This is a genomic window from Streptomyces sp. Tue6028, from assembly GCF_002300165.1.
GTDB lineage: Bacteria > Actinomycetota > Actinomycetes > Streptomycetales > Streptomycetaceae > Streptomyces > Streptomyces siamensis.
Window position 1 is genome coordinate 88,513 of sequence record NZ_MLCE01000022.1, and the last position, 17,801, is coordinate 106,313.

Consider the following 17,801-nt stretch of genomic DNA (forward strand, 5'->3'; position numbering starts at 1 on the left):
AGCTCACTTCGGACGGTACGGCTCGGTCGGATCAGCACGGACAGCGCGGCACGGACGGTTCACACCAGGCGGTTCGTTCAGCACAGACGGATCAGTACAGACGGATCAGTACAGACGGATCAGTACAGACGGATCAGTGCAGACGGTTCAGTACAGGCAGTTCGGTTCAGGACTTTTCAGAACTCTTCAGCGGAAGGCTATCGATCGCATGGACGCGGTGGACAGGCAGCTCATCCAGGCCCTGAGGGAGAACGGCCGGGCCTCCTACGCGGAGCTGGGGCGCCTCGTCGGTCTGTCGGGACCCAGCGTCACCGACCGCATCAACCGGCTGGAGGCGGCCGGTGTCATCACCGGTTACCGCGCGACGGTCGACTCGGCCTCGCTCGGCCTCGGCGTCACCGCCCTGATCGGCATCTCGCTCTCCGACGCCGCCGACCACGAGGACGTGGCCCGCCGGCTGCGGGACCTCGGCGAGATCGAGGACTGCTGGTTCATCGCGGGCGACGACTCCTTCATGCTCAAGGTGCGGTCGAGCGACGTGGACGGCCTGGAGAAGACCATCCGGCGCCTGTCGGGCACCAAGGGCGTCTCCCGCACCCGTACGACCATCGTCCTCTCCACGAAGTGGGAGAACCGGGTGGGCGAGCTGCCCGAGGAGCAGTAGGGCACGAAGCACCTGATGGGGGCCGCTCCCGCCGCGAAGCCGGGGGAGTACGGTTGTCACGGTTCGTCACGAGGAGAGGTAAGAGCATGGACGTCGGGCTCAAGCGCGAGCTGGAGGACAAGGTCCGGGCCGGTGAGCGGCTGACCCGCGAGGACGGCATCGCGCTGTACGAGTCGGACGATCTGGCCTGGCTAGGCGGGCTCGCCCACGAGGTGCGCACCCGCAAGAACGGCGACGTGGTCCACTTCAACGTCAACCGTCACCTCAACATGACGAACGTGTGCACCGCGTCCTGCGCGTACTGCTCGTTCCAGCGCAAGCCGGGCGAGAAGGACGCGTACACGATGCGCATCGAGGAGGCCGTCCGCCTCGCCAAGGCGATGGAGAGCGAGAACCTCACCGAGCTGCACATCGTCAACGGACTGCACCCGAACCTGCCCTGGCGCTACTACCCGCGGTCGCTCAGCGAGCTGAAGAAGGCCCTGCCCGACGTCTCGCTGAAGGCCTTCACCGCCACGGAGATCCACCACTTCGAGACGATCTCCGGGCTGTCCGCCTCGGAGATCCTCGACGAGCTGATCGACGCCGGTCTGGAGTCCCTCACGGGCGGCGGTGCCGAGATCTTCGACTGGGAGGTCCGGCAGCACATCGTCGACCACCGCACCCACTGGGAGGACTGGTCGCGCATCCACCGGCTCGCGCACGAGAAGGGTCTGAAGACCCCGTGCACGATGCTGTACGGGCACATCGAGGAGCCCCGCCACCGCGTCGACCACGTGCTGCGCCTGCGTGAGCTCCAGGACGAGACGGGCGGCTTCCAGGTCTTCATCCCGCTGCGCTACCAGCACGACTTCGTCGACATGAAGGACGGCAAGGTCCGCAACCGTCTCCAGGCGCGCACCCAGATGGCGACCGGGGTCGAGGCGCTGAAGACCTTCGCCGTGTCCCGTCTGCTCTTCGACAACGTGCCGCACGTCAAGGTGTTCTGGGTGATGCACGGCGTGCAGACCGCCCAGCTCGCCCTCCAGCACGGCGCCGACGACATGGACGGCTCGGTCGTCGAGTACAAGATCACGCACGACGCGGACAACTACGGCACGCCGAACAAGCTGACCCGTGAGGACCTCCTCGACCTGATCCGCGACGCGGGCTTCCGCCCGGTGGAGCGGAACACCCGGTACGAGATCATCCGCGAGTACGACGGTCCCGACCCGGCGCGCCGCGAGTCGCCCCAGCCGATGCGGGTGTGACACGTAGGTGGCACTGACCTTCGAACTGGACCCCGCGACGACCCCCGCCCTGCGGGACGAACTGCTGGACCTGTGGGTGGACGTCACGAACGCCGGCGGCTCCGTCGGCTTCGTGCCGCCCGTCGCCCGGGACGACATACGGCCCGAACTCCTCAAGCACCTCGTCGCCATGGTGGAGGGCCGCACCCGGCTGCTGGTCGGCCGGGACGAGGACGGCACCGTCGCCGCGACGGCGTTCCTCACGCACAACACCCACCGGCTCATGCGGCACTGGGTGTGGCTGTACACGGTGATGGTGCACCCGCGTCATCAGGGCAAGGGGTACGGGCGCGACCTGCTGGCCGCCGCAGAGGACGCCGCGTATCGCCTCGACGGCGTCGAGGCGATACGGCTGACCTGCCGCGGCGGCCTCGGTCTGGAGAACTTCTACGCCTCCTGCGGCTACAAGGAGGTCGGCCGGGTCCCCGAGGCCATCCGGGTCGCGCCCGGCGACGACCGGGACGACATCACGATGCTGCGGCCCCTGTCGCGGATCGCGGCCTGAGACGGACCCCCCGGAAAGATCGCCGTCCGCTCGTGCTTCACTGGACGGTGACCTTTGGGACGTTTTCCCGGGTTCCGGGCCCCGCCCGGGCCGGGAGGACGCCCTCGGAACGGAAGAGTGGATGGACATGCTCCGCTACACACTGATGCGCCTTGGGATCTTCGCGGGCTGCCTCGTGGTCGTCTGGGGCCTCGTCTACTCCGGGATCGCCCCCCGCGGCCTCGGCGACTCCAACTTCATGTGGGTCGTCCTGCTCGCCCTGGTGATCTCCGCGCCGATCAGCTTCGTCGTCCTGCGCAAGGAACGTGACCGCGCCTCGGCCCAGGTCGTCGCACGCGTGGACCGCGCCAAGGCCAACCTGGACCGCAACCGCGGCCAGGAGGACATCGCCGACGACGCCGCCCGCGGGGCGCAGGGCCAGCCCTCCTAGCACCCCGGGCGGTCCGCCCCGGCGGCCGCTCTTCGCGCTCCGTACGGTCCGCCCCGGCGGCGGCCGATCGTACGCTTGCCCGCATGGGTGCTGTGAAGAACAAGCGGATGCCGCGCGCGGTGCGCGAACAGCAGATGCTGGACGCCGCCGTACGGACCTTCGGTCAGCGCGGGTACCGGGCCGCCTCGATGGACGAGATCGCCGATCTGGCGGGCGTGTCCAAGCCGTTGGTGTACCTGTACCTCAACTCCAAGGAAGACCTCTTCACCGCCTGCATCCGCCGTGAGGCCAAGGCGCTCACCGATGCCGTCCGCGCGGGCGTCCGGCCGGGCGTCCCCGCCGACCGTCAACTCTGGGAAGGGCTGCGGGCGTTCTTCACGCACACCGCCGAGAACCCGGACGGCTGGGCGGTCCTGCACCTTCAGGCCCGGACGCACGGGGAGCCGTTCGCCGCCGAGGTGTTCGCGATGCGGGAGGAACTCGTCGTCTTCGTCACCCAGTTGATCGTCGTCGCCGCCCGCGAGGCGCACCGCGACCCGTCCCTGCCCGAACGGGAGGTCGCCGGACTCGCCGAGGCCCTCGTCGGCGCCGCCGAGTCCCTCGCGGCCTGGGCCAACGCCGCCCCTGGCATCTCCGCCAAGCAGGCCGCGGCCACGCTCATGAACTTCGCCTGGTCGGGCCTCGGCAACATGATGGAGGGCCGTCCCTGGTCCCCGCCGCCGCAGGACTGATCACCACAGGGCCGGGCGCACCTCGCCGGTGAGGTGGACGCGGTCTCCGCCCCGGAGCTCGAAGGCCGGGCCCTCGGCGGCGTACGTCACCGTGCCCGGCAGCAGGACCGGCGCCCTGAAATCGGCGCGCACGGTCACCTCGCCCTGCGGCCCGTACTCGGCGAGACAGCGGGCGACGGTCCACATGCCGTGGGCGATCGCACGCGGGAAGCCGAAGAGGCGGGCGGTGAAAGGGTGCAGGTGAATGGGGTTGCGGTCCCCGGACACGGCCGCGTACCGACGCCCGACGTCCCCGGCCAGCCGCCACTCGGCCCGTGAGGGAAGCGACGGGCCGTCCGCACCGCCCGTGCCGCTCGCGCCTTCCGTGTCGCCCACGCCCTTCGTGCCGCTCGGGCCGCCCGTGCCGAATGCGTTGCCCGCACTGCCCGCACTGCCCGCACTGCCCGTCCCGCCCGCGCCGCCCGTGTCCGTGGTCGCGGCTTCGGGGGCCGTGTCCCCGTCGCGTCGGCGGTGCCGCGCCAGATACGTGCTCCTCGACTCCCACACCAGTCCGCCGTCGACCCGCGCCTCGGTCAGCACCCGCGCCTCGGTGCCCCGCCGGTGCGGCACCAACCGCTCGACGTGCACGGCGAGTTCGTACTCGGCCGTCACGGGCGGCGCGCTCCACTGCGTGATCTCGATCGACGTGTGCACGAGGCCGAGCAGCGGAAGCGGGAACCCCCGGCCCGCCATGATCCGCATGGCCAGCGGGAACCCCAGCACGTGCGGATAGGTCGGCGGCAGCGCCCGCGATCCCGTCGCGAAGCCGCACACCCGCTCGTAGGCGGCCAGCCGGGCGAGATCGACGCGCACCCCGGGCAGGACGAGCCGGGTCGACGGCACGGGTGCGTCGGACCGGGGCCGCCGCAGGGGCGAGAGCAGCGCACCGCGGGTGAGTGCCGGGAGGAGGGCCGGTGAGGAGGTGAGCGTGCGGGTGTCCATGGGGGCTCCAGAGGGATCGCGGTCGGTCCGGCGTTCGGGCACGGGTCGTTCGGGCACGGGTCGTTCGGGGACGGGCCGTCCGGGCACGGGTCGTTCGGGCCGAGGAGGGGACTGGGGGCCGGGGGGCGGGGTGCTCTCGGGGAGAGGCGGTCGGGCTCCGGGGTGCCGTCGGGGGCAGGCCGTCGGGCTCCTGGGCGCGGCCGTCGGACGGGCCCGCCCCCGGCCCGCCCTCATGCGCCGAGCAGACTCTGCCCGCACACTCGGACGACCTGCCCGTTCACGGCCCCGGATCCCGGATGCGCGAGCCACGCCGTCGTCTCGGCGACGTCCACGGGAAGTCCGCCCTGCGCCAGGGAGTTCATCCGTCGCCCGGCCTCGCGGATGAACAGCGGCACCGCCGCCGTCATCTTCGTCTCGATGAACCCGGGAGCCACCGCGTTCACCGTGACGCCGTGCTCCGCCAGGGCCCCGGGCGCCAGCGCCCGCACCAGCCCCACGATCCCCGCCTTGGACGCGGCGTAGTTGGTCTGCCCGGCGTTCCCCGCGATCCCGGCGATCGAGGCGGTCGCGACGATCCGCCCGCCCGGCCGCAGCGTCCCGGCGTCGAGCAGTGCGTCCGTCGTGCGCAGCACACTCGCCAGGTTCACGTCGAGCACGGAACTCCAGCGCTCCGCAGCCATGTTGACGAGCCTGCGGTCGCGGGTGATCCCCGCGTTGTGCACGAGCACGTCCAGCCCGTCGGGCAGGGCGGCCGCCATGCGCGCCCCCGCGTCGGCTGCGGTGATGTCGAGCGGCAGCGCGACACCCCCGAGGCGCGTGGCGAGCGCGTCGAGCCCGGCCCCGGCGGCCGGCACGTCCAGGCACACCACCCGCGCGCCGTCCCGTGCCAGCGTCTCGGCGACGGCCTCGCCGATGCCCCGCGCGGCCCCGGTGACGAGCGCGGTCCGCCCGGCCAGAGGCCGGTCCGGGTCCGCGGGTGCCTCGGCCGGACCGTCGTCCGGCCGCCCCGGCGCGGTCACCTCGACGACCTGGCCGCTGACGTAGGCGGACTTGGGCGACAGGAAGAAGCGGAGCGTCGACTCGGCGGCGCCGGCGCCGGTGAGCCGCAGCAGTGTCACCGTCCGGCCCCGCCCGATCTCCTTGCCGAGCGACCGTACGAACCCCTCCAGGGCCTGCTGGGCGGCGGCCTGCCGGTGGTCGGCCGGGTCGAGGGGCGCCCCGAGGACGACCACCCGGCCGCTGTCGGCGACCGAGCGCACCACGGGGTGCAGTGCCGCGTGCACCTCGGCGAGCGCGTCCACGTCGGCGACACCGGTCGCGTCGAGGACGACGGCGGCGGGACGGTCGCCGCCGCTGCCGGAACTCCCGTCCGTGGGCGGGGCGGAGTCCGCGGAGAGGCCGCCCGCGGTCCCGGCGGGCGGCCCCGTGCGGGCCAGCACACCGGCCAGCCCGTCGAGGCCCGGCCTGCCCGCCGTGAGGTGCAGCAACCCGCCCTCCAGCAGCGGGCGTCCGGCCGACCAGCGGTGCAGCGCGGCGGGCTGCGGCAGCCCGAGCCGACGGGTCAGGAAGCGACCGGGCGCGGTGCCGGTGAAGCTCAGATAGCGGTCGGCCATTGTCCAACTCTCAGCTCGGGCGTAAATTTACTCTGGAGTAAGGTTACCGAGGGTAAGGCTACGTCAAGGGCAAGGAACAGGTCGAGATGAGCCTCCAGGAACCCCCGACGCCCGGCCGGCCGGAGCCGGACCGGCCGCGCCAGGACCGACCAGCACCAGGACTCGCGCGCACTCGCCCCGTCGCCGTGGTCGGCGGCACCCGCATCCCCTTCGCCCGGTCCGACGGCCCCTACGCCACCGCCTCCAACCAGGAGATGCTGACCGCGGCGGTCGACGGCCTCGTCCGGCGCTTCGGGCTGGAAGGCCCCGGCGCGGTGGGGGAGTTGGTCGCCGGGGCGGTCCTCAAGCACAGCCGCGACTTCAACCTCGCCCGCGAGACGGTCCTCGGCTCGGCGCTCGACGCCCGCACCCCGGCGTACGACATCCAGCAGGCCTGCGGCACGGGCCTCCAGGCCGTCGTCGCCGCCGCCAACAAGATCACCCTCGGCCAGACGGAGTCCGCGGTCGCCGGAGGCGCCGACACGGCGAGCGACGCCCCGCTGGGGGTCAACGACGCGCTGCGCCGCATCCTCCTCGAAGCCCGCCGCGCGAAGTCGGTGCGGGCGCGGCTCGGCGCGCTCTCCCGGATCCGCCCCTCCCATCTCGTCCCGGACGTCCCGCGCAACGCCGAGCCGCGCACGGGCCTGTCCATGGGCGAGCACGCCGCCGTGACCGCCCGCGCGTGGGGCGTGACGCGCGAGGCGCAGGACGAACTCGCGGCCGCCAGCCACCAGCGGCTGGCGGCGGCGTACGAACGCGGGCTGCTGGACGACCTCGTCGTGCCCTTCCGGGGGCTGGAGCGCGACCAGAACCTGCGGCCCGGTTCGACGACCGGGAAACTCGCCGCCCTCAAGCCGGTGTTCGGGCTCGACGGTCCCGGCCCGACGATGACGGCGGGGAACTCGACCCCCCTGACGGACGGCGCCGCCGTGGTCCTCCTCGCGAGCGACGAGTGGGCCGAGGTGCGCGGTCTGGCACCGCTCGCGTACCTGACCGCGTACGAGACGGCCGCCGTCGACTTCGTCGGGGGCGACGTGGCGGGCGGCGAGGACGGTCTGCTGATGGCCCCCGCCCACGCCGTCCCGCGCATGCTGGAGCGCGCCGGACTCACGCTGGACGACTTCGACTTCGTGGAGGTCCACGAGGCGTTCGCCTCCCAGGTCCTCGCCACCCTGGCCGCATGGGAGAGGCGCGGCCTGGGGCCGGTGGACCGCTCCCGCCTGAATGTCGCGGGCTCGTCCCTCGCCACCGGCCACCCCTTCGCCGCCACGGGCGCCCGCATCGTGGCGACGCTGGCGAAGCTCCTCGCGGAACGGGACGCGCCGGGGCGTGGCCTCATCTCCGTCTGCGCGGCGGGTGGTCAGGGCGTGACCGCCATTCTGGAACGGCCTGCCTAGCGATCGTCCGCCCGGTCCGCGCGGGCTCGCCCCCGGACCGGACCGTGCCGCCGGCGTCGGCCTGCCCCGCGGCCGGTCCGGTCGCGGGGCGCCGCGGCGCGGAGAGGTGGAGGAGATGTGGACGCGGAGGGGTGTTGTGGGGGAAGACGGATCCGAAGCGCAGAAGCGAAGGCCGGACCAGGGAGAAACCTCGGATACCAGGGGTAACTCGCACCGCGCCCGCCCCAAAGCCCCACAAACCCCACACGTGGGAGCCGTACGATCCCCGTCTCGCGTGGTTGCCGCCACTCCGCGCCCCCGTCCCCCCTCCCCGTGAACACCCCCGCGCCCCGCGCGAAACCTCTCGTGAACCGCCCGTCTCCCAGGGCCGTATGAGGGTTCGCGACCCTCACGCCACCTTGGCCCCCGGTCGACAAGGAGCCGCCCCGTGCCCAGCCTGTACTCCCCCGTACCTCCCCTCATGGAGCCCGAAATCAGGCGGTTGGACGGCGTGGTGCGCGAGGTCTCCGTCCCCCCGCTGGTCGGACAGGTGCGGCACGGATCCCTCGCGGACATCCCCTTCGACAACGCGGACGCGGCGCCCGGCGACGTGGTCCTGAGCCGGAAGACGCAGGACGGCACTTGGAAGGACGTGTCCGCCGCGGAGTTCGCCGCGCAGGTCCTCGCGGTGGCGAAGGGGCTGATCGCGGAAGGGCTGGTACCGGGCGACCGCATCGCCATCATGGCGCGCACGACGTACGAGTGGACGCTCCTCGACTTCGCCGCCTGGGCCGCCGGGCTGGTGACCGTGCCCGTCTACCCGACCTCCTCGGTCTTCCAGACTCGGTGGATCCTCCAGGACTCCGGCGCCGTCGCGCTCGCCACGGAGTCCGTGGCCCAGGCCGCCGCACTCGGCCCGGAGCTCGACCGGATGCCCGACCTGCGGCACATGTGGGTCTTCGAGAAGGGGCACGTGGAGCGGCTCGCGGAACTCGGCCAGGAGGTCCCCGACCAGGAAGTCACCGTGCGCCGAGGGGTGCTGGGGCCCGACACCCTCGCCACCCTCATCTACACCTCCGGCACGACCGGCCGCCCCAAGGGCTGCGCCCTGACCCACGGCAACTTCTTCGCCGAGGTCGACAACGCGATCGAACTCCTCCACCCCATCTTCAAGGCCAAGACCTCCGACGCGGCCTCGACGCTCCTCTTCCTGCCCCTGTCCCACGTCTTCGGGCGCATGGTCGCGATCGCCTGTCTGCGCGCCCGGGTGAAGATCGGCCACGCGCCGAGTCTCCAGACCGAGGACCTCCTCGCGGACCTGGGTTCCTTCAAGCCGACCTTCCTGCTGGCCATCCCGTACGTCCTGGAGAAGGTCTTCAACACCGGCCGCGCGACGGCCGAACGCATGGGCCGGGGTGCCTCCTTCGACCGGGCGGCCGGGATAGCGCGCCGCTACGGCGAGGCGGTCGAGGCGCGGCAGCACGGCACGGGCCCCGGACCCAGCCGCCGCCTGCGCGCCGCCCGCGCCCTCTACGACCCGCTCGTCTACCGCCGCATCCGCAACGCGCTGGGCGGCAGGGTCCGTTACGCCATCTGCGGCGGCTCCCCGCTCGGCCGCCGGCTCGCCGCGTTCTACGCGGGCGCCGGCATCGAGATATACGAGGGGTACGGCCTCACCGAGACCACCGCCGCAGCCACCGTCACCCCACCGCAGAAACCCCGGCTGGGCACGGTCGGCTGGCCCCTGCCGGGCACCCGGGTGCGGATCGCCGCCGACGGCGAGATCCTGCTCAGCGGCGGCCAGCTCTTCCGCGGCTACTGGGACCCGCACGCGGGCGGTGTGGTGGACGCCGCGCCGGGCGGCTGGTTCGCGACGGGAGACCTGGGGGAGCTCGACGACGGCGGCTATCTGGCCATCACCGGCCGCAAGAAGGAGATCCTGATCACCGCGGGCGGCAAGAACGTCGCCCCGGCACCGCTGGAGGACTGGCTGCGCTCCCATCCGCTGATCGCGCAGTGCATGGTGGTCGGCGACCGTCGCCCGTACGTCTCCGCCCTCATCACGCTGGACCCCGAGGGCGTCGCCCACTGGCGGCGGATGAACGGCAAGCACGCCGTCCCTCCGGAACTCCTCACGGACGACGCCCAGTTGCTCGCGATCCTCCAGCGTGCCGTCGACGACGCCAACCGGCTCGTCTCCCGGCCCGAGTCGATCCGCCGCTTCACCGTCCTGCCGCGGGACTTCACCGAGGAGGCGGGCCATCTGACCCCGTCGATGAAGCTGCGCAGGGAAGCGATCGCCCGGGACTTCGCCGACGCGATCGAGGGCCTGTACGCGAAGTGAGGGCCGGGGGCGGTCAGCCCAGCCCCGCCGCCCGCAGGGCCGCGGTCGTGGCGCCCGCCCCCAGCACCACCACCACGAACGGCGCCCGGCGCCAGGCGAGCACCCCGCCCGCCAGCACTCCCAGGGGCCGGGCCCAGCCCGCGAACCCCCGGGCCTCGGTGAACGCCCCCGTGGCGAGCAGCGCGACCAGCAGGACCACGGCCGCGGACGACAGCAAGTGCCGTACACGCGCGGACAGTTCGACCCGCCCGTGCAGCAGGGGGCCGACCAGCCGGAAGGCGTACGTCCCGACGGCGAGCGCCAGGATCGCGGCGACCGTCGCGCTCACGCCGGCCTCCGGAGGGCGAGCAGGCCCGTCAGCGCCGGCAGCACCGGCACACCGACCGGGACGAAGGGCGTCAGGGCCAGGGCCACGGCCGCTCCGGCGAGCGCGGCGCGCCGCACGTCCGTGTTCTCGCGCAGCGCGGGCAGCACCAGCGCCACCAGCACCGCCGGGAACGCCGCGTCGAGGCCGTACCGCGCGGTGTTGCCCAGCGCACCCCCGGCCAGGGCGCCGCCGAGGACGCACAGGTTCCAGGAGGCGTACAGGCCGAGACCGGAGATCCAGAAGGCGGCCCGACGGCGGGTGGGGTCGCGCTGGGCCAGGGCGAAGGCGACCGTCTCGTCGGTGACGAGGTGGGCGCCGACGAACCGCGCCAGGCGTCCGCGGCCGATGACGTCCGCGACGGCGAGACCGAAGGCCGCCGTGCGGGTGTTGAGCAGCAGCCCCGTGGCCGCCGCGGCGAACGGTCCGCCCCCGGCCAGCAGGATCCCCACCGCGCTGAACTGGGCGGAACCCGCGTACACGATCAGCGACATCACCACCGGTACCCAGACCGGCAGTCCGCCCGCGACGGCGATCGCCCCGAACGAGCTCCCGACGATCCCGCCGGCGAGACAGACCAGGCCCACGTCGCGCAGGAGCCGTGGATCGAGGGCGGGCGGAGCGCCGGAGGGTGTTCGGATGAGCGAACGCATGTTTTCTACAATGAACAGTGACGGACCTGTTCGTCAAGCCGAACGAACGTACCGATGGAGCGAACGCCATGACCGAGCCGGCCGACGGGCGCGACGGCCCCCCGACCCGCCTTCCCCTCGACTGGATCGCAGCCTCCCTGCGCCGTGAACGGACCCGCGCCGGGCTCTCCCTCTCCGAGCTGGCCAAACGCGCCGGCATCGCGAAGTCCACGCTGTCCCAGCTGGAGACGGCGGGCGGGAATCCGAGCGTGGAGACGCTGTGGGCGCTGGGCGTCGCGCTCGGCGTGCCGTTCAGCGCGCTGGTCGAACCGCCGGCGCCGGCCGTCCAGGTGATCCGTGCGGGCGAGGGGCCGACCGTCCACTCGGAGCGGGCCGACTACGCGGCGACGCTCCTCTCGGCGAGCCCTCCGGGGGCCCGGCGGGACATCTACCACCTGCGGATGGAACCCGGTGCGGTCCGTGAGTCGGACCCGCACATCCCGGGGACGGTGGAGCATCTGATCGTGGGTGCCGGGCGGCTGGCGGCGGGGCCGCGCGGCGAGACGGTCGAACTCGGCGCCGGCGACTACATGTCGTACCGGGGCGACGTTCCGCACGCGTACGAGGCGCTTGCAACCGGAACGGCTTTCGTCCTGGTCATGCAGCACGTGTGAGGCACTCCGGTCCGCCCGGCGGGGAAAGGGCGGGAAAGCGGGAATGCGCAGGGGAAAAGGCAGGAGCCCCGTTGCCGAACGGCACGGGGCTCCTTGGGTACTGCTATCAGGTCCGGGTCAAAGCATCGGGCTCATGGAGCCGAAGGCTCAGATCGGGGTGACGTTCTCCGCCTGCGGACCCTTCGGGCCCTGCGTGACGTCGAAGGAAACCGACTGGTTCTCCTCGAGAGAGCGGAAGCCGCTCGCGTTGATCGCGGAGTAGTGGACGAAGACGTCCGGGCCGCCGCCTTCCTGGGCGATGAAACCAAAGCCCTTTTCGGCGTTGAACCACTTCACGGTTCCGGTAGCCATAAGCCCTCCTTGGGCCCAAAGGGTTGCCCTGCTCCAGAACCTGCGATTGTGTAAACAACTGCATACGTCTGAAAACGACTAGAGCCCGCGGTCACATGCTCCGCAGGCTCTGTACTGCAAGGGAAACCAAACTGCAACTTGCGGCGAGCCTAGCACGCAGGCAGCCGAAAGCAATAGAGGGCAAGATCACGTCACCCGAATGTTTGACCAGGGTCGGAAGCGGGTTGACGTAGCGGTGTCACGAGGGTTGACAGAAGGGGTCGAGGGTCTTTCCGGTATCCGTCGGGGACCCTGGAGCCAGCACGGTACCCCATGGGGGCTAGCCTCGCGATGTGGACAATTCTCGCACCCGGCCGCGCGTCGGCCACATCCAGTTCCTGAACTGCCTGCCCCTGTACTGGGGGCTCGCGAGAACGGGCACGCTCCTCGACTTCGAGCTCACCAAGGACACCCCGGAGAAGCTCAGCGAGAAGCTGGTGCAGGGCGATCTCGACATCGGGCCCATCACGCTCGTCGAGTTCCTCAAGCACGCCGACGAACTCGTCGCCTTCCCCGACATCGCCGTCGGCTGCGACGGCCCGGTGATGTCCTGCGTGATCGTCTCGCAGGTCCCGCTGGACCAGCTGGACGGCGCCCGGGTCGCACTCGGGTCGACCTCCCGCACCTCCGTGCGCCTCGCCCAGCTGCTGCTGGCCGAGAAGATCGGCGTCCAGCCGTCGTACTACACGTGCCCGCCGGACCTCAGCCTGATGATGCAGGAGGCCGACGCCGCCGTGCTCATCGGCGACGCCGCCCTGCGCGCCAACCTCCTCGACGGCCCGAAGTACGGCCTGGAGGTGCACGACCTCGGCAGCCTGTGGAAGGAATGGACGGGCCTGCCGTTCGTCTTCGCCGTGTGGGCCGCCCGGCGTGACTACCTGGAGCGCGAGCCCGTCGTCACGCGCAAGGTGCACGAGGCCTTCCTGTCCTCCCGGGACCTCTCCCTCGTCGAGGTCACCAAGGTCGCCGAGCAGGCGGCCCGCTGGGAGGCCTTCGACGAGCAGGTCCTGGAGCAGTACTTCACCACGCTCGACTTCCGGTTCGGCGGCCCCCAGTTGGAGGCCGTACGGGAGTTCGCCCGCCGGGTCGGCGCGACCACCGGCTTCCCGGCCGACGTGGACGTACGGCTGCTGGAGGCCTGAGTCCGCCGAGTCCCCGGGCCGCGCGTGCCGGGGCCCGGGGCGCGTACGGAACTACGCTGCTGGGCAGTGCGTCCAGAGCGTACGGGGGAGGGGATGACGCCATGCAGCCGCTCGGAGCCGACGAACCCACCGTCGTGGGGCCCTACCGGCTGCTCGGCCGGCTGGGCTCCGGCGGCATGGGGCGCGTGTACCTGGGGCGCAGCGCGGGCGGCCGCACGGTCGCCGTCAAGATCGTGCACCCGCACTTCGCGCTCGACGAGGAATTCCGTGCCCGCTTCCGCCGCGAGGTCGAGGCCGCGCGACGGGTGGGCGGCGCGTGGACGGCGCCCGTCCTCGACGCGGACCCGGAGGCCTCCGTCCCGTGGGTCGCCACGGGCTACGCGGCCGGCCCCTCTCTCGCCACCGCCGTCACGGACGGCCGCGGCCCCCTTCCCCCGCACTCGGTACGGGTGCTGGGCGCCGGTCTCGCCGAGGCGCTGTCGGCCGTCCACACGCTCGGCCTGGTGCACCGTGACGTCAAGCCCTCCAACGTCCTGCTCACCCTCGACGGCCCCCTCCTCATCGACTTCGGCATCGCCCGTGCCACGGACGGCACCGCCTCCCTGACCTCGACGGGCGTCTCGGTCGGCTCCCCCGGCTACATGTCGCCCGAACAGATCCTCGGCAAGGGCGTCGCCGGAGCGGCGGACGTCTTCTCGCTGGGCGCGGTCCTGGTCTACGCGGCGACGGGCGAACCCCCCTTCCCCGGCGACTCCTCCGCGTCCCTCCTCTACAAAGTGGTGCACGAGGAGCCCCGACTGGACGCCGTTCCGGGCGAGTTGCGCGAACTGGTGGCGGCCTGCCTGGCCAAGGACCCGGCCGCGCGCCCGGCCCCGGACGAGGTGGCCGGACACCTGGCCCCCGACGGGGCGGCCCGGCTCGTCACGGCGGGCTGGCTGCCCGGACCACTGGTCGAGCAAGTCAGCCGCAGCGCCGTGCAGTTGCTGAACCTGGAGGCGGTGGACACCGCGCTGCCGTCCGGGCCGGTGGGGTTCAGCAGCCCCTCGGTGGGCGACGCGTCCGGCGCGGCGTCCGCCACGGATGCCGCTGTCGCGGGCGCGGCACCCTCCTGGCCCGGGAAGGCCTCCGCCCCGGGGGCGTCCGTTCCGGGGACATCCGCTCCGACAGGTCAGGGCTCCGCCGCGGGGGCGCCCGCAGAGTCGGTCCCGGCCTCCGCCGACGGCGTCTTCCCCTCCGGCGGCGGGGCGTTCGGGCCGCCCGCGCAGGGCTTCGGGCCGCCACCCGCCGGATTCGGGCCGCCGCCCACCATGCCTCCCGGGCCGGCGCACCTGCCCGAGCAGCGCCCGGCGCAGCCGCAGGACGCCGGACCCGCGGGGGCGTCCCCTTCCGCCGGCCACCCCGGCAAGGTCTCCGTCAGCGTCGCCGCCACCTCGGTCACCGGTGCGAACGGACGTGGACGAAAGGTCAGTTGCACCGTCGCGCTGGCCGTCGCGGGAGCCCTCGCCGCGGTCACGGTGGGCTCGGCGTTCCTGTTCGACCTGATGCCGGGCGGCGGCGACACCAACGACCAGGGTGCGGGCCCGGCACAGACCGGCCCCGCGGCGACCGCGAGCGCGAGCCCCCGTCCGTCCGGCACGGACGCCGGCGAGGCCCCCGGCACCGTCCCCGCCGTCTACCTCGGCACCTGGGAGGGCGACGCCCTCGCCCTCGGCGGCACGCTCCCCATGGGCACCTTCCGTGTCACCCTCCACCAGGCGTCCGTGGGCGAGGAGTTGGGCACCTTCCGGCAGACCGACCAGATCGGTGGCATCTGCGACGCCGTGTTCGTGCTGAAGAAGGTCAGCAGGCAGCAGCTCGTCGCCACGAGCGTCGCCGGCAAGTCCAACCGCGACGTGTGCACGAAGGGCCGGCACGAGGTGCGGCTCACCCCCGTCGGCGACGACCTCAGGTACGAGACGGACAACTCGGAGGCGGGGGACCCGGTGGCCCGCATGTCCAAGGTCGACTAGCGCCGCCCTGCCCGCCCTGCCCGCCCTGCCCGCCCCGCCCGCCCCGCCCGCCCCACCCGTCACTACTGTGTCTGCGATAGCGAACACCACCGCACCGCTCGCAACTACGCCGCGACGGGACGCCGTTCTGGGCGTCGACAACGGGGAAGGCCCGACCATGGAGACACTGCAGCCGGACGATCCGCGGGAGTTGGGGAGCTACCGGCTGCTGCGAAGACTGGGCGCGGGCGGCATGGGACGGGTGTACCTGGCCCGTTCGCCCGGCGGACGCACGGTCGCGGTGAAGGTGGTGCGCCCCGACCTGGCCGCGGACGCCGACTTCCGCCGCCGCTTCGAGCACGAGGTGGAGATAGCCCGCGCCGTCTCGGGCCGGCACACCGCCCCGGTCGTCGACGCCGACCCGGACGCGCCGCTGCCGTGGCTGGCGACCTCGTACGTGCTCGGCCCCGACCTCACGGACGTGGTCGACGCCCACGGCGCGCTGCCCGAGCGCACGGTCCGCGCACTGGGCGCGGGCCTCGCGACGGCCCTCCAGGAGATCCACGCGGCCGGCCTCATCCACCGCGACCTCAAGCCGTCCAACGTACTGCTGGCCGCCGACGGCCCCCGCGTCATCGACTTCGGCATCGCGCGGGCCGTGGACGGAAACCGCATGACACAGACGGGAGTCGTGGTCGGCTCGCCCGGCTACATGCCCCCCGAGCAGGCCATGGGACGGGACGTCGGCACGCCGGGCGACGTCTTCTCGCTGGGCGCCGTCCTGACCTTCGCGGCGACGGGCCACAACGCCTTCGGTGACGGCGCGGCCTCCCACGCGGCCATGCTCTACCAGATCGTGCACGGCGAGCCCGACCTCACCGGCGTACCGCAGTCCCTGCTCGGCCTGATCCGGGCGTGTCTGCTGAAGGAGCCGGACCAGCGGCCCGCCCCCGGCGAACTCGTGGCGGCCCTCGCACCGGGCGGCATCGACAGCGTGCTGACCGACTGGCTGCCGTCGGCGGTCGCCTCGACCATCGCGACGCACGCGGCGGGCATCCTGGACCTGGAGGCCCCGGACACCCCGGCTCCCCGACCGGCCCCCGCCACGGCACCGGTCTTCGGCCCGCCGCCGGCGATGCAGGGCGGCACACCGGCCCCGGGCACTCCCGCGCAGGGCACCCCCGCCCCGGCCGGGACGCCGGTGCCGGGCTACGGCTATCCGCCCGCCCAGGGCACCCCCGCCCCGGCGTACGGCGCCCCGGCAGGCGGCGGTCCGGCCGACGGCACCCCCCTGCCCGGCACGGTCGCCCTCGGCACGCCCCCGTCCGCCCCGGCGCCCTCCCGGCGCCGCTTCCTCGGACTGACGGCCGGCGTCGCCGGTGTCGCGGTCCTCGGCGGCGGCACCGCCTGGTGGCTGTCACGGGACGGCGGCTCCTCCGACACCTCGACGGGCGCGGGCGGCTCCACCGGGCCCGACGCGGAGACCTTCACGACGCCGCCCGCCGGCACGGCACCGCAGGCCCTGTGGCACCGGTCGGTCCCCGAGGACAGCACGAGCGACGACGTGCCGCTGATGATCCACGACGGCCTGCTCATCGTCATCGGCGACCCGCTGGTGGCGTACGACGTCAAGACGGGCAAGCCGAAGTGGTCCCGCAAGGGGGTCGCCAGGTCCGGCGCCCTGCCGCTGCTCGTCGACGGCACACTCTTCCTCGCCGACGGGGACTTCGACGGCGTCCTCGTGGCCCTGGACGTGACCACGGGCAAGGAGGCCTGGCGCGCACGCCTCGACAAGAAGCTGGACCTCGACGAGACCGTCGCCGCCGACGCCAAGCACGTCTACGTCACGGTGACGGACCTGAACGACTCGCACAGCGCCACCGACTACCGCAAGGGCGTCGCCGCGATCGACATCGGCACGCGTCGGCAGGTGTGGTCGCAGATGCGCGACTGGGGCACCGACAACTGGGACGTCCAGGGCACGGCCTCGGGGAAGTACCTCGCCTACGCGGACTCCAAGTACAACCTGACCGTCCGCGACACGGCGACCGGACAGCAGCTGTGGACGAAGAAGCTCGGCGACGACTGGAGCTGGACCCCCAAGGTCGCCTCGGGGCTCGTCTTCCTCCAGGGCGACAAGCTGACGGCCCTCGACGCGGACACCGGCGAGGTCGTGTGGACGCTGTCGCCCAACGGCCGCCGCGGCTTCGACGAGCCCACGGTCATCGACGACGTGCTGTACGTCGCCGACCACGACGGCGGGGTGTGGGCCGTCGAGGTCAGGACCGGGAAGAAGATCTGGCTCTGCGAGGACCCCGGAGCCCGCCGGGCGCCCACGACGTTCCTGCGGGCCGGAGCGACCCTGTACGGCGCGTCCTACTGGGACGAGGGCGGCATCTTCGCCATGGAGGCGAAGACGGGCAAGCCCCGCTGGGTCTACAACGACAACAAGGGCCCGGGCGAACCCTGGCGGGTCACCATCTCCGGCAACCGGCTGCTGGCGACGCACGGGTACGAGATCTACGCGCTGCCCGCCGTGTGAGCGCGGGTCCCGGCCGGGACCCGCGCGACCGCGTGACCCGGACCTGAGCGTCCCCGGACCCGGAGGCGGGCCGTACGCCGCCGGGTCCGGCCCGCTG

The 17,801-nt window shown here is 72.9% G+C and carries 16 protein-coding genes; 11 read left to right on the forward strand and 5 right to left on the reverse strand.

The features are described 5' to 3' along the window. The first annotated feature begins 208 nt into the window (after positions 1-208). From BKI49_RS21280 to BKI49_RS21300, 5 genes are all read left to right on the forward strand, one after another. Positions 209-664, forward strand: coding sequence for an Lrp/AsnC family transcriptional regulator (locus tag BKI49_RS21280; protein ID WP_095935880.1), 456 nt, complete (start codon positions 209-211; stop codon positions 662-664). Between the two features lie 86 nt (positions 665-750). Further along, positions 751-1,914, forward strand: coding sequence for an aminofutalosine synthase MqnE (mqnE, locus tag BKI49_RS21285; protein ID WP_028805065.1), 1,164 nt, complete (start codon positions 751-753; stop codon positions 1,912-1,914). Between the two features lie 7 nt (positions 1,915-1,921). After that, positions 1,922-2,458, forward strand: coding sequence for a GNAT family N-acetyltransferase (locus BKI49_RS21290; protein WP_095935881.1), 537 nt, complete (start codon positions 1,922-1,924; stop codon positions 2,456-2,458). Between the two features lie 127 nt (positions 2,459-2,585). Then, positions 2,586-2,888, forward strand: coding sequence for a DUF4229 domain-containing protein (locus BKI49_RS21295; protein ID WP_095935989.1), 303 nt, complete (start codon positions 2,586-2,588; stop codon positions 2,886-2,888). Positions 2,889-2,971: 83 nt separating this feature from the next. After that, positions 2,972-3,619 carry a TetR/AcrR family transcriptional regulator gene (locus tag BKI49_RS21300; protein WP_095935882.1) on the forward strand — a complete coding sequence of 216 codons (648 nt, stop codon included), beginning with the start codon at positions 2,972-2,974 and terminating at the stop codon, positions 3,617-3,619. On the opposite strand, the gene BKI49_RS21305 is transcribed toward BKI49_RS21300, so the two are convergent. Both BKI49_RS21305 and BKI49_RS21310 read right to left on the reverse strand, forming a co-directional pair. Further along, positions 3,620-4,600, reverse strand: a complete 981-nt coding sequence (locus BKI49_RS21305; RefSeq protein ID WP_095935883.1) for a MaoC family dehydratase — start codon at positions 4,598-4,600, stop codon at positions 3,620-3,622. 230 nt (positions 4,601-4,830) lie between these two features. Continuing rightward, positions 4,831-6,213 (reverse strand): 3-oxoacyl-ACP reductase, encoded by a 1,383-nt coding sequence (locus tag BKI49_RS21310; protein WP_095935884.1) that lies wholly within the window; start codon positions 6,211-6,213, stop codon positions 4,831-4,833. Positions 6,214-6,299: 86 nt separating this feature from the next. Here BKI49_RS21310 and BKI49_RS21315 point away from each other — a divergent pair, with 86 nt between their 5' ends. Both BKI49_RS21315 and BKI49_RS21320 read left to right on the forward strand, forming a co-directional pair. Further along, entirely contained in the window at positions 6,300-7,649 is a 1,350-nt protein-coding gene (locus BKI49_RS21315) for an acetyl-CoA C-acetyltransferase (RefSeq protein WP_095935885.1), read from the forward strand. Positions 7,650-8,109: 460 nt separating this feature from the next. Beyond that, positions 8,110-9,972 (forward strand): AMP-dependent synthetase/ligase, encoded by a 1,863-nt coding sequence (locus BKI49_RS21320; protein ID WP_095935990.1) that lies wholly within the window; start codon positions 8,110-8,112, stop codon positions 9,970-9,972. 13 nt (positions 9,973-9,985) lie between these two features. On the opposite strand, the gene BKI49_RS21325 is transcribed toward BKI49_RS21320, so the two are convergent. Together BKI49_RS21325 and BKI49_RS21330 are read right to left on the reverse strand one after the other, a co-directional pair. Continuing rightward, complete coding sequence (locus BKI49_RS21325) at positions 9,986-10,300, reverse strand: AzlD domain-containing protein (protein WP_095935886.1); 315 nt, start codon at positions 10,298-10,300, stop codon at positions 9,986-9,988. Continuing rightward, a complete protein-coding gene (locus BKI49_RS21330; RefSeq protein ID WP_095935887.1) occupies positions 10,297-10,989 on the reverse strand; it encodes an AzlC family ABC transporter permease in 693 nt (230 codons plus the stop codon). Before BKI49_RS21330 ends, BKI49_RS21325 begins: the two co-directional genes overlap by 4 nt. A gap of 68 nt (positions 10,990-11,057) precedes the next feature. On the opposite strand from BKI49_RS21330, the gene BKI49_RS21335 reads away from it, so the two are divergent. Next, entirely contained in the window at positions 11,058-11,642 is a 585-nt protein-coding gene (locus tag BKI49_RS21335) for a helix-turn-helix domain-containing protein (protein ID WP_095935991.1), read from the forward strand. A gap of 147 nt (positions 11,643-11,789) precedes the next feature. Here the strand turns inward: BKI49_RS21335 and BKI49_RS21340 are convergent, their stop codons facing one another. Further along, complete coding sequence (locus BKI49_RS21340; RefSeq protein WP_028805073.1) at positions 11,790-11,993, reverse strand: cold-shock protein; 204 nt, start codon at positions 11,991-11,993, stop codon at positions 11,790-11,792. A gap of 332 nt (positions 11,994-12,325) precedes the next feature. Here BKI49_RS21340 and BKI49_RS21345 point away from each other — a divergent pair, with 332 nt between their 5' ends. From BKI49_RS21345 to BKI49_RS21355, 3 genes are all read left to right on the forward strand, one after another. Beyond that, positions 12,326-13,174, forward strand: a complete 849-nt coding sequence (locus tag BKI49_RS21345) for a menaquinone biosynthetic enzyme MqnA/MqnD family protein (RefSeq protein ID WP_095935888.1) — start codon at positions 12,326-12,328, stop codon at positions 13,172-13,174. 101 nt (positions 13,175-13,275) lie between these two features. Then, positions 13,276-15,183 (forward strand): serine/threonine-protein kinase, encoded by a 1,908-nt coding sequence (locus BKI49_RS21350; RefSeq protein ID WP_095935889.1) that lies wholly within the window; start codon positions 13,276-13,278, stop codon positions 15,181-15,183. 157 nt (positions 15,184-15,340) lie between these two features. After that, positions 15,341-17,704 (forward strand): serine/threonine-protein kinase, encoded by a 2,364-nt coding sequence (locus tag BKI49_RS21355; RefSeq protein WP_095935890.1) that lies wholly within the window; start codon positions 15,341-15,343, stop codon positions 17,702-17,704. Positions 17,705-17,801: the final 97 nt, after the last annotated feature.

Excerpts from the sequence above, each read along its gene's own strand:
- BKI49_RS21280 (WP_095935880.1), top strand. The coding sequence starts at position 209 with ATGGACGCGGTGGACAGGCAGCTCATCCAGGCCCTGAGGGAGAACGGC.
- mqnE (WP_028805065.1), top strand. The coding sequence starts at position 751 with ATGGACGTCGGGCTCAAGCGCGAGCTGGAGGACAAGGTCCGGGCCGGT.
- BKI49_RS21295 (WP_095935989.1), top strand. The coding sequence starts at position 2,586 with ATGCTCCGCTACACACTGATGCGCCTTGGGATCTTCGCGGGCTGCCTC.
- BKI49_RS21300 (WP_095935882.1), top strand. The coding sequence starts at position 2,972 with ATGGGTGCTGTGAAGAACAAGCGGATGCCGCGCGCGGTGCGCGAACAG.
- BKI49_RS21305 (WP_095935883.1), bottom strand. The coding sequence starts at position 4,600 with ATGGACACCCGCACGCTCACCTCCTCACCGGCCCTCCTCCCGGCACTC.
- BKI49_RS21310 (WP_095935884.1), bottom strand. The coding sequence starts at position 6,213 with ATGGCCGACCGCTATCTGAGCTTCACCGGCACCGCGCCCGGTCGCTTC.
- BKI49_RS21315 (WP_095935885.1), top strand. The coding sequence starts at position 6,300 with ATGAGCCTCCAGGAACCCCCGACGCCCGGCCGGCCGGAGCCGGACCGG.
- BKI49_RS21320 (WP_095935990.1), top strand. The coding sequence starts at position 8,110 with ATGGAGCCCGAAATCAGGCGGTTGGACGGCGTGGTGCGCGAGGTCTCC.
- BKI49_RS21330 (WP_095935887.1), bottom strand. The coding sequence starts at position 10,989 with ATGCGTTCGCTCATCCGAACACCCTCCGGCGCTCCGCCCGCCCTCGAT.
- BKI49_RS21335 (WP_095935991.1), top strand. The coding sequence starts at position 11,058 with ATGACCGAGCCGGCCGACGGGCGCGACGGCCCCCCGACCCGCCTTCCC.
- BKI49_RS21340 (WP_028805073.1), bottom strand. The coding sequence starts at position 11,993 with ATGGCTACCGGAACCGTGAAGTGGTTCAACGCCGAAAAGGGCTTTGGT.
- BKI49_RS21350 (WP_095935889.1), top strand. The coding sequence starts at position 13,276 with ATGCAGCCGCTCGGAGCCGACGAACCCACCGTCGTGGGGCCCTACCGG.
- BKI49_RS21355 (WP_095935890.1), top strand. The coding sequence starts at position 15,341 with ATGGAGACACTGCAGCCGGACGATCCGCGGGAGTTGGGGAGCTACCGG.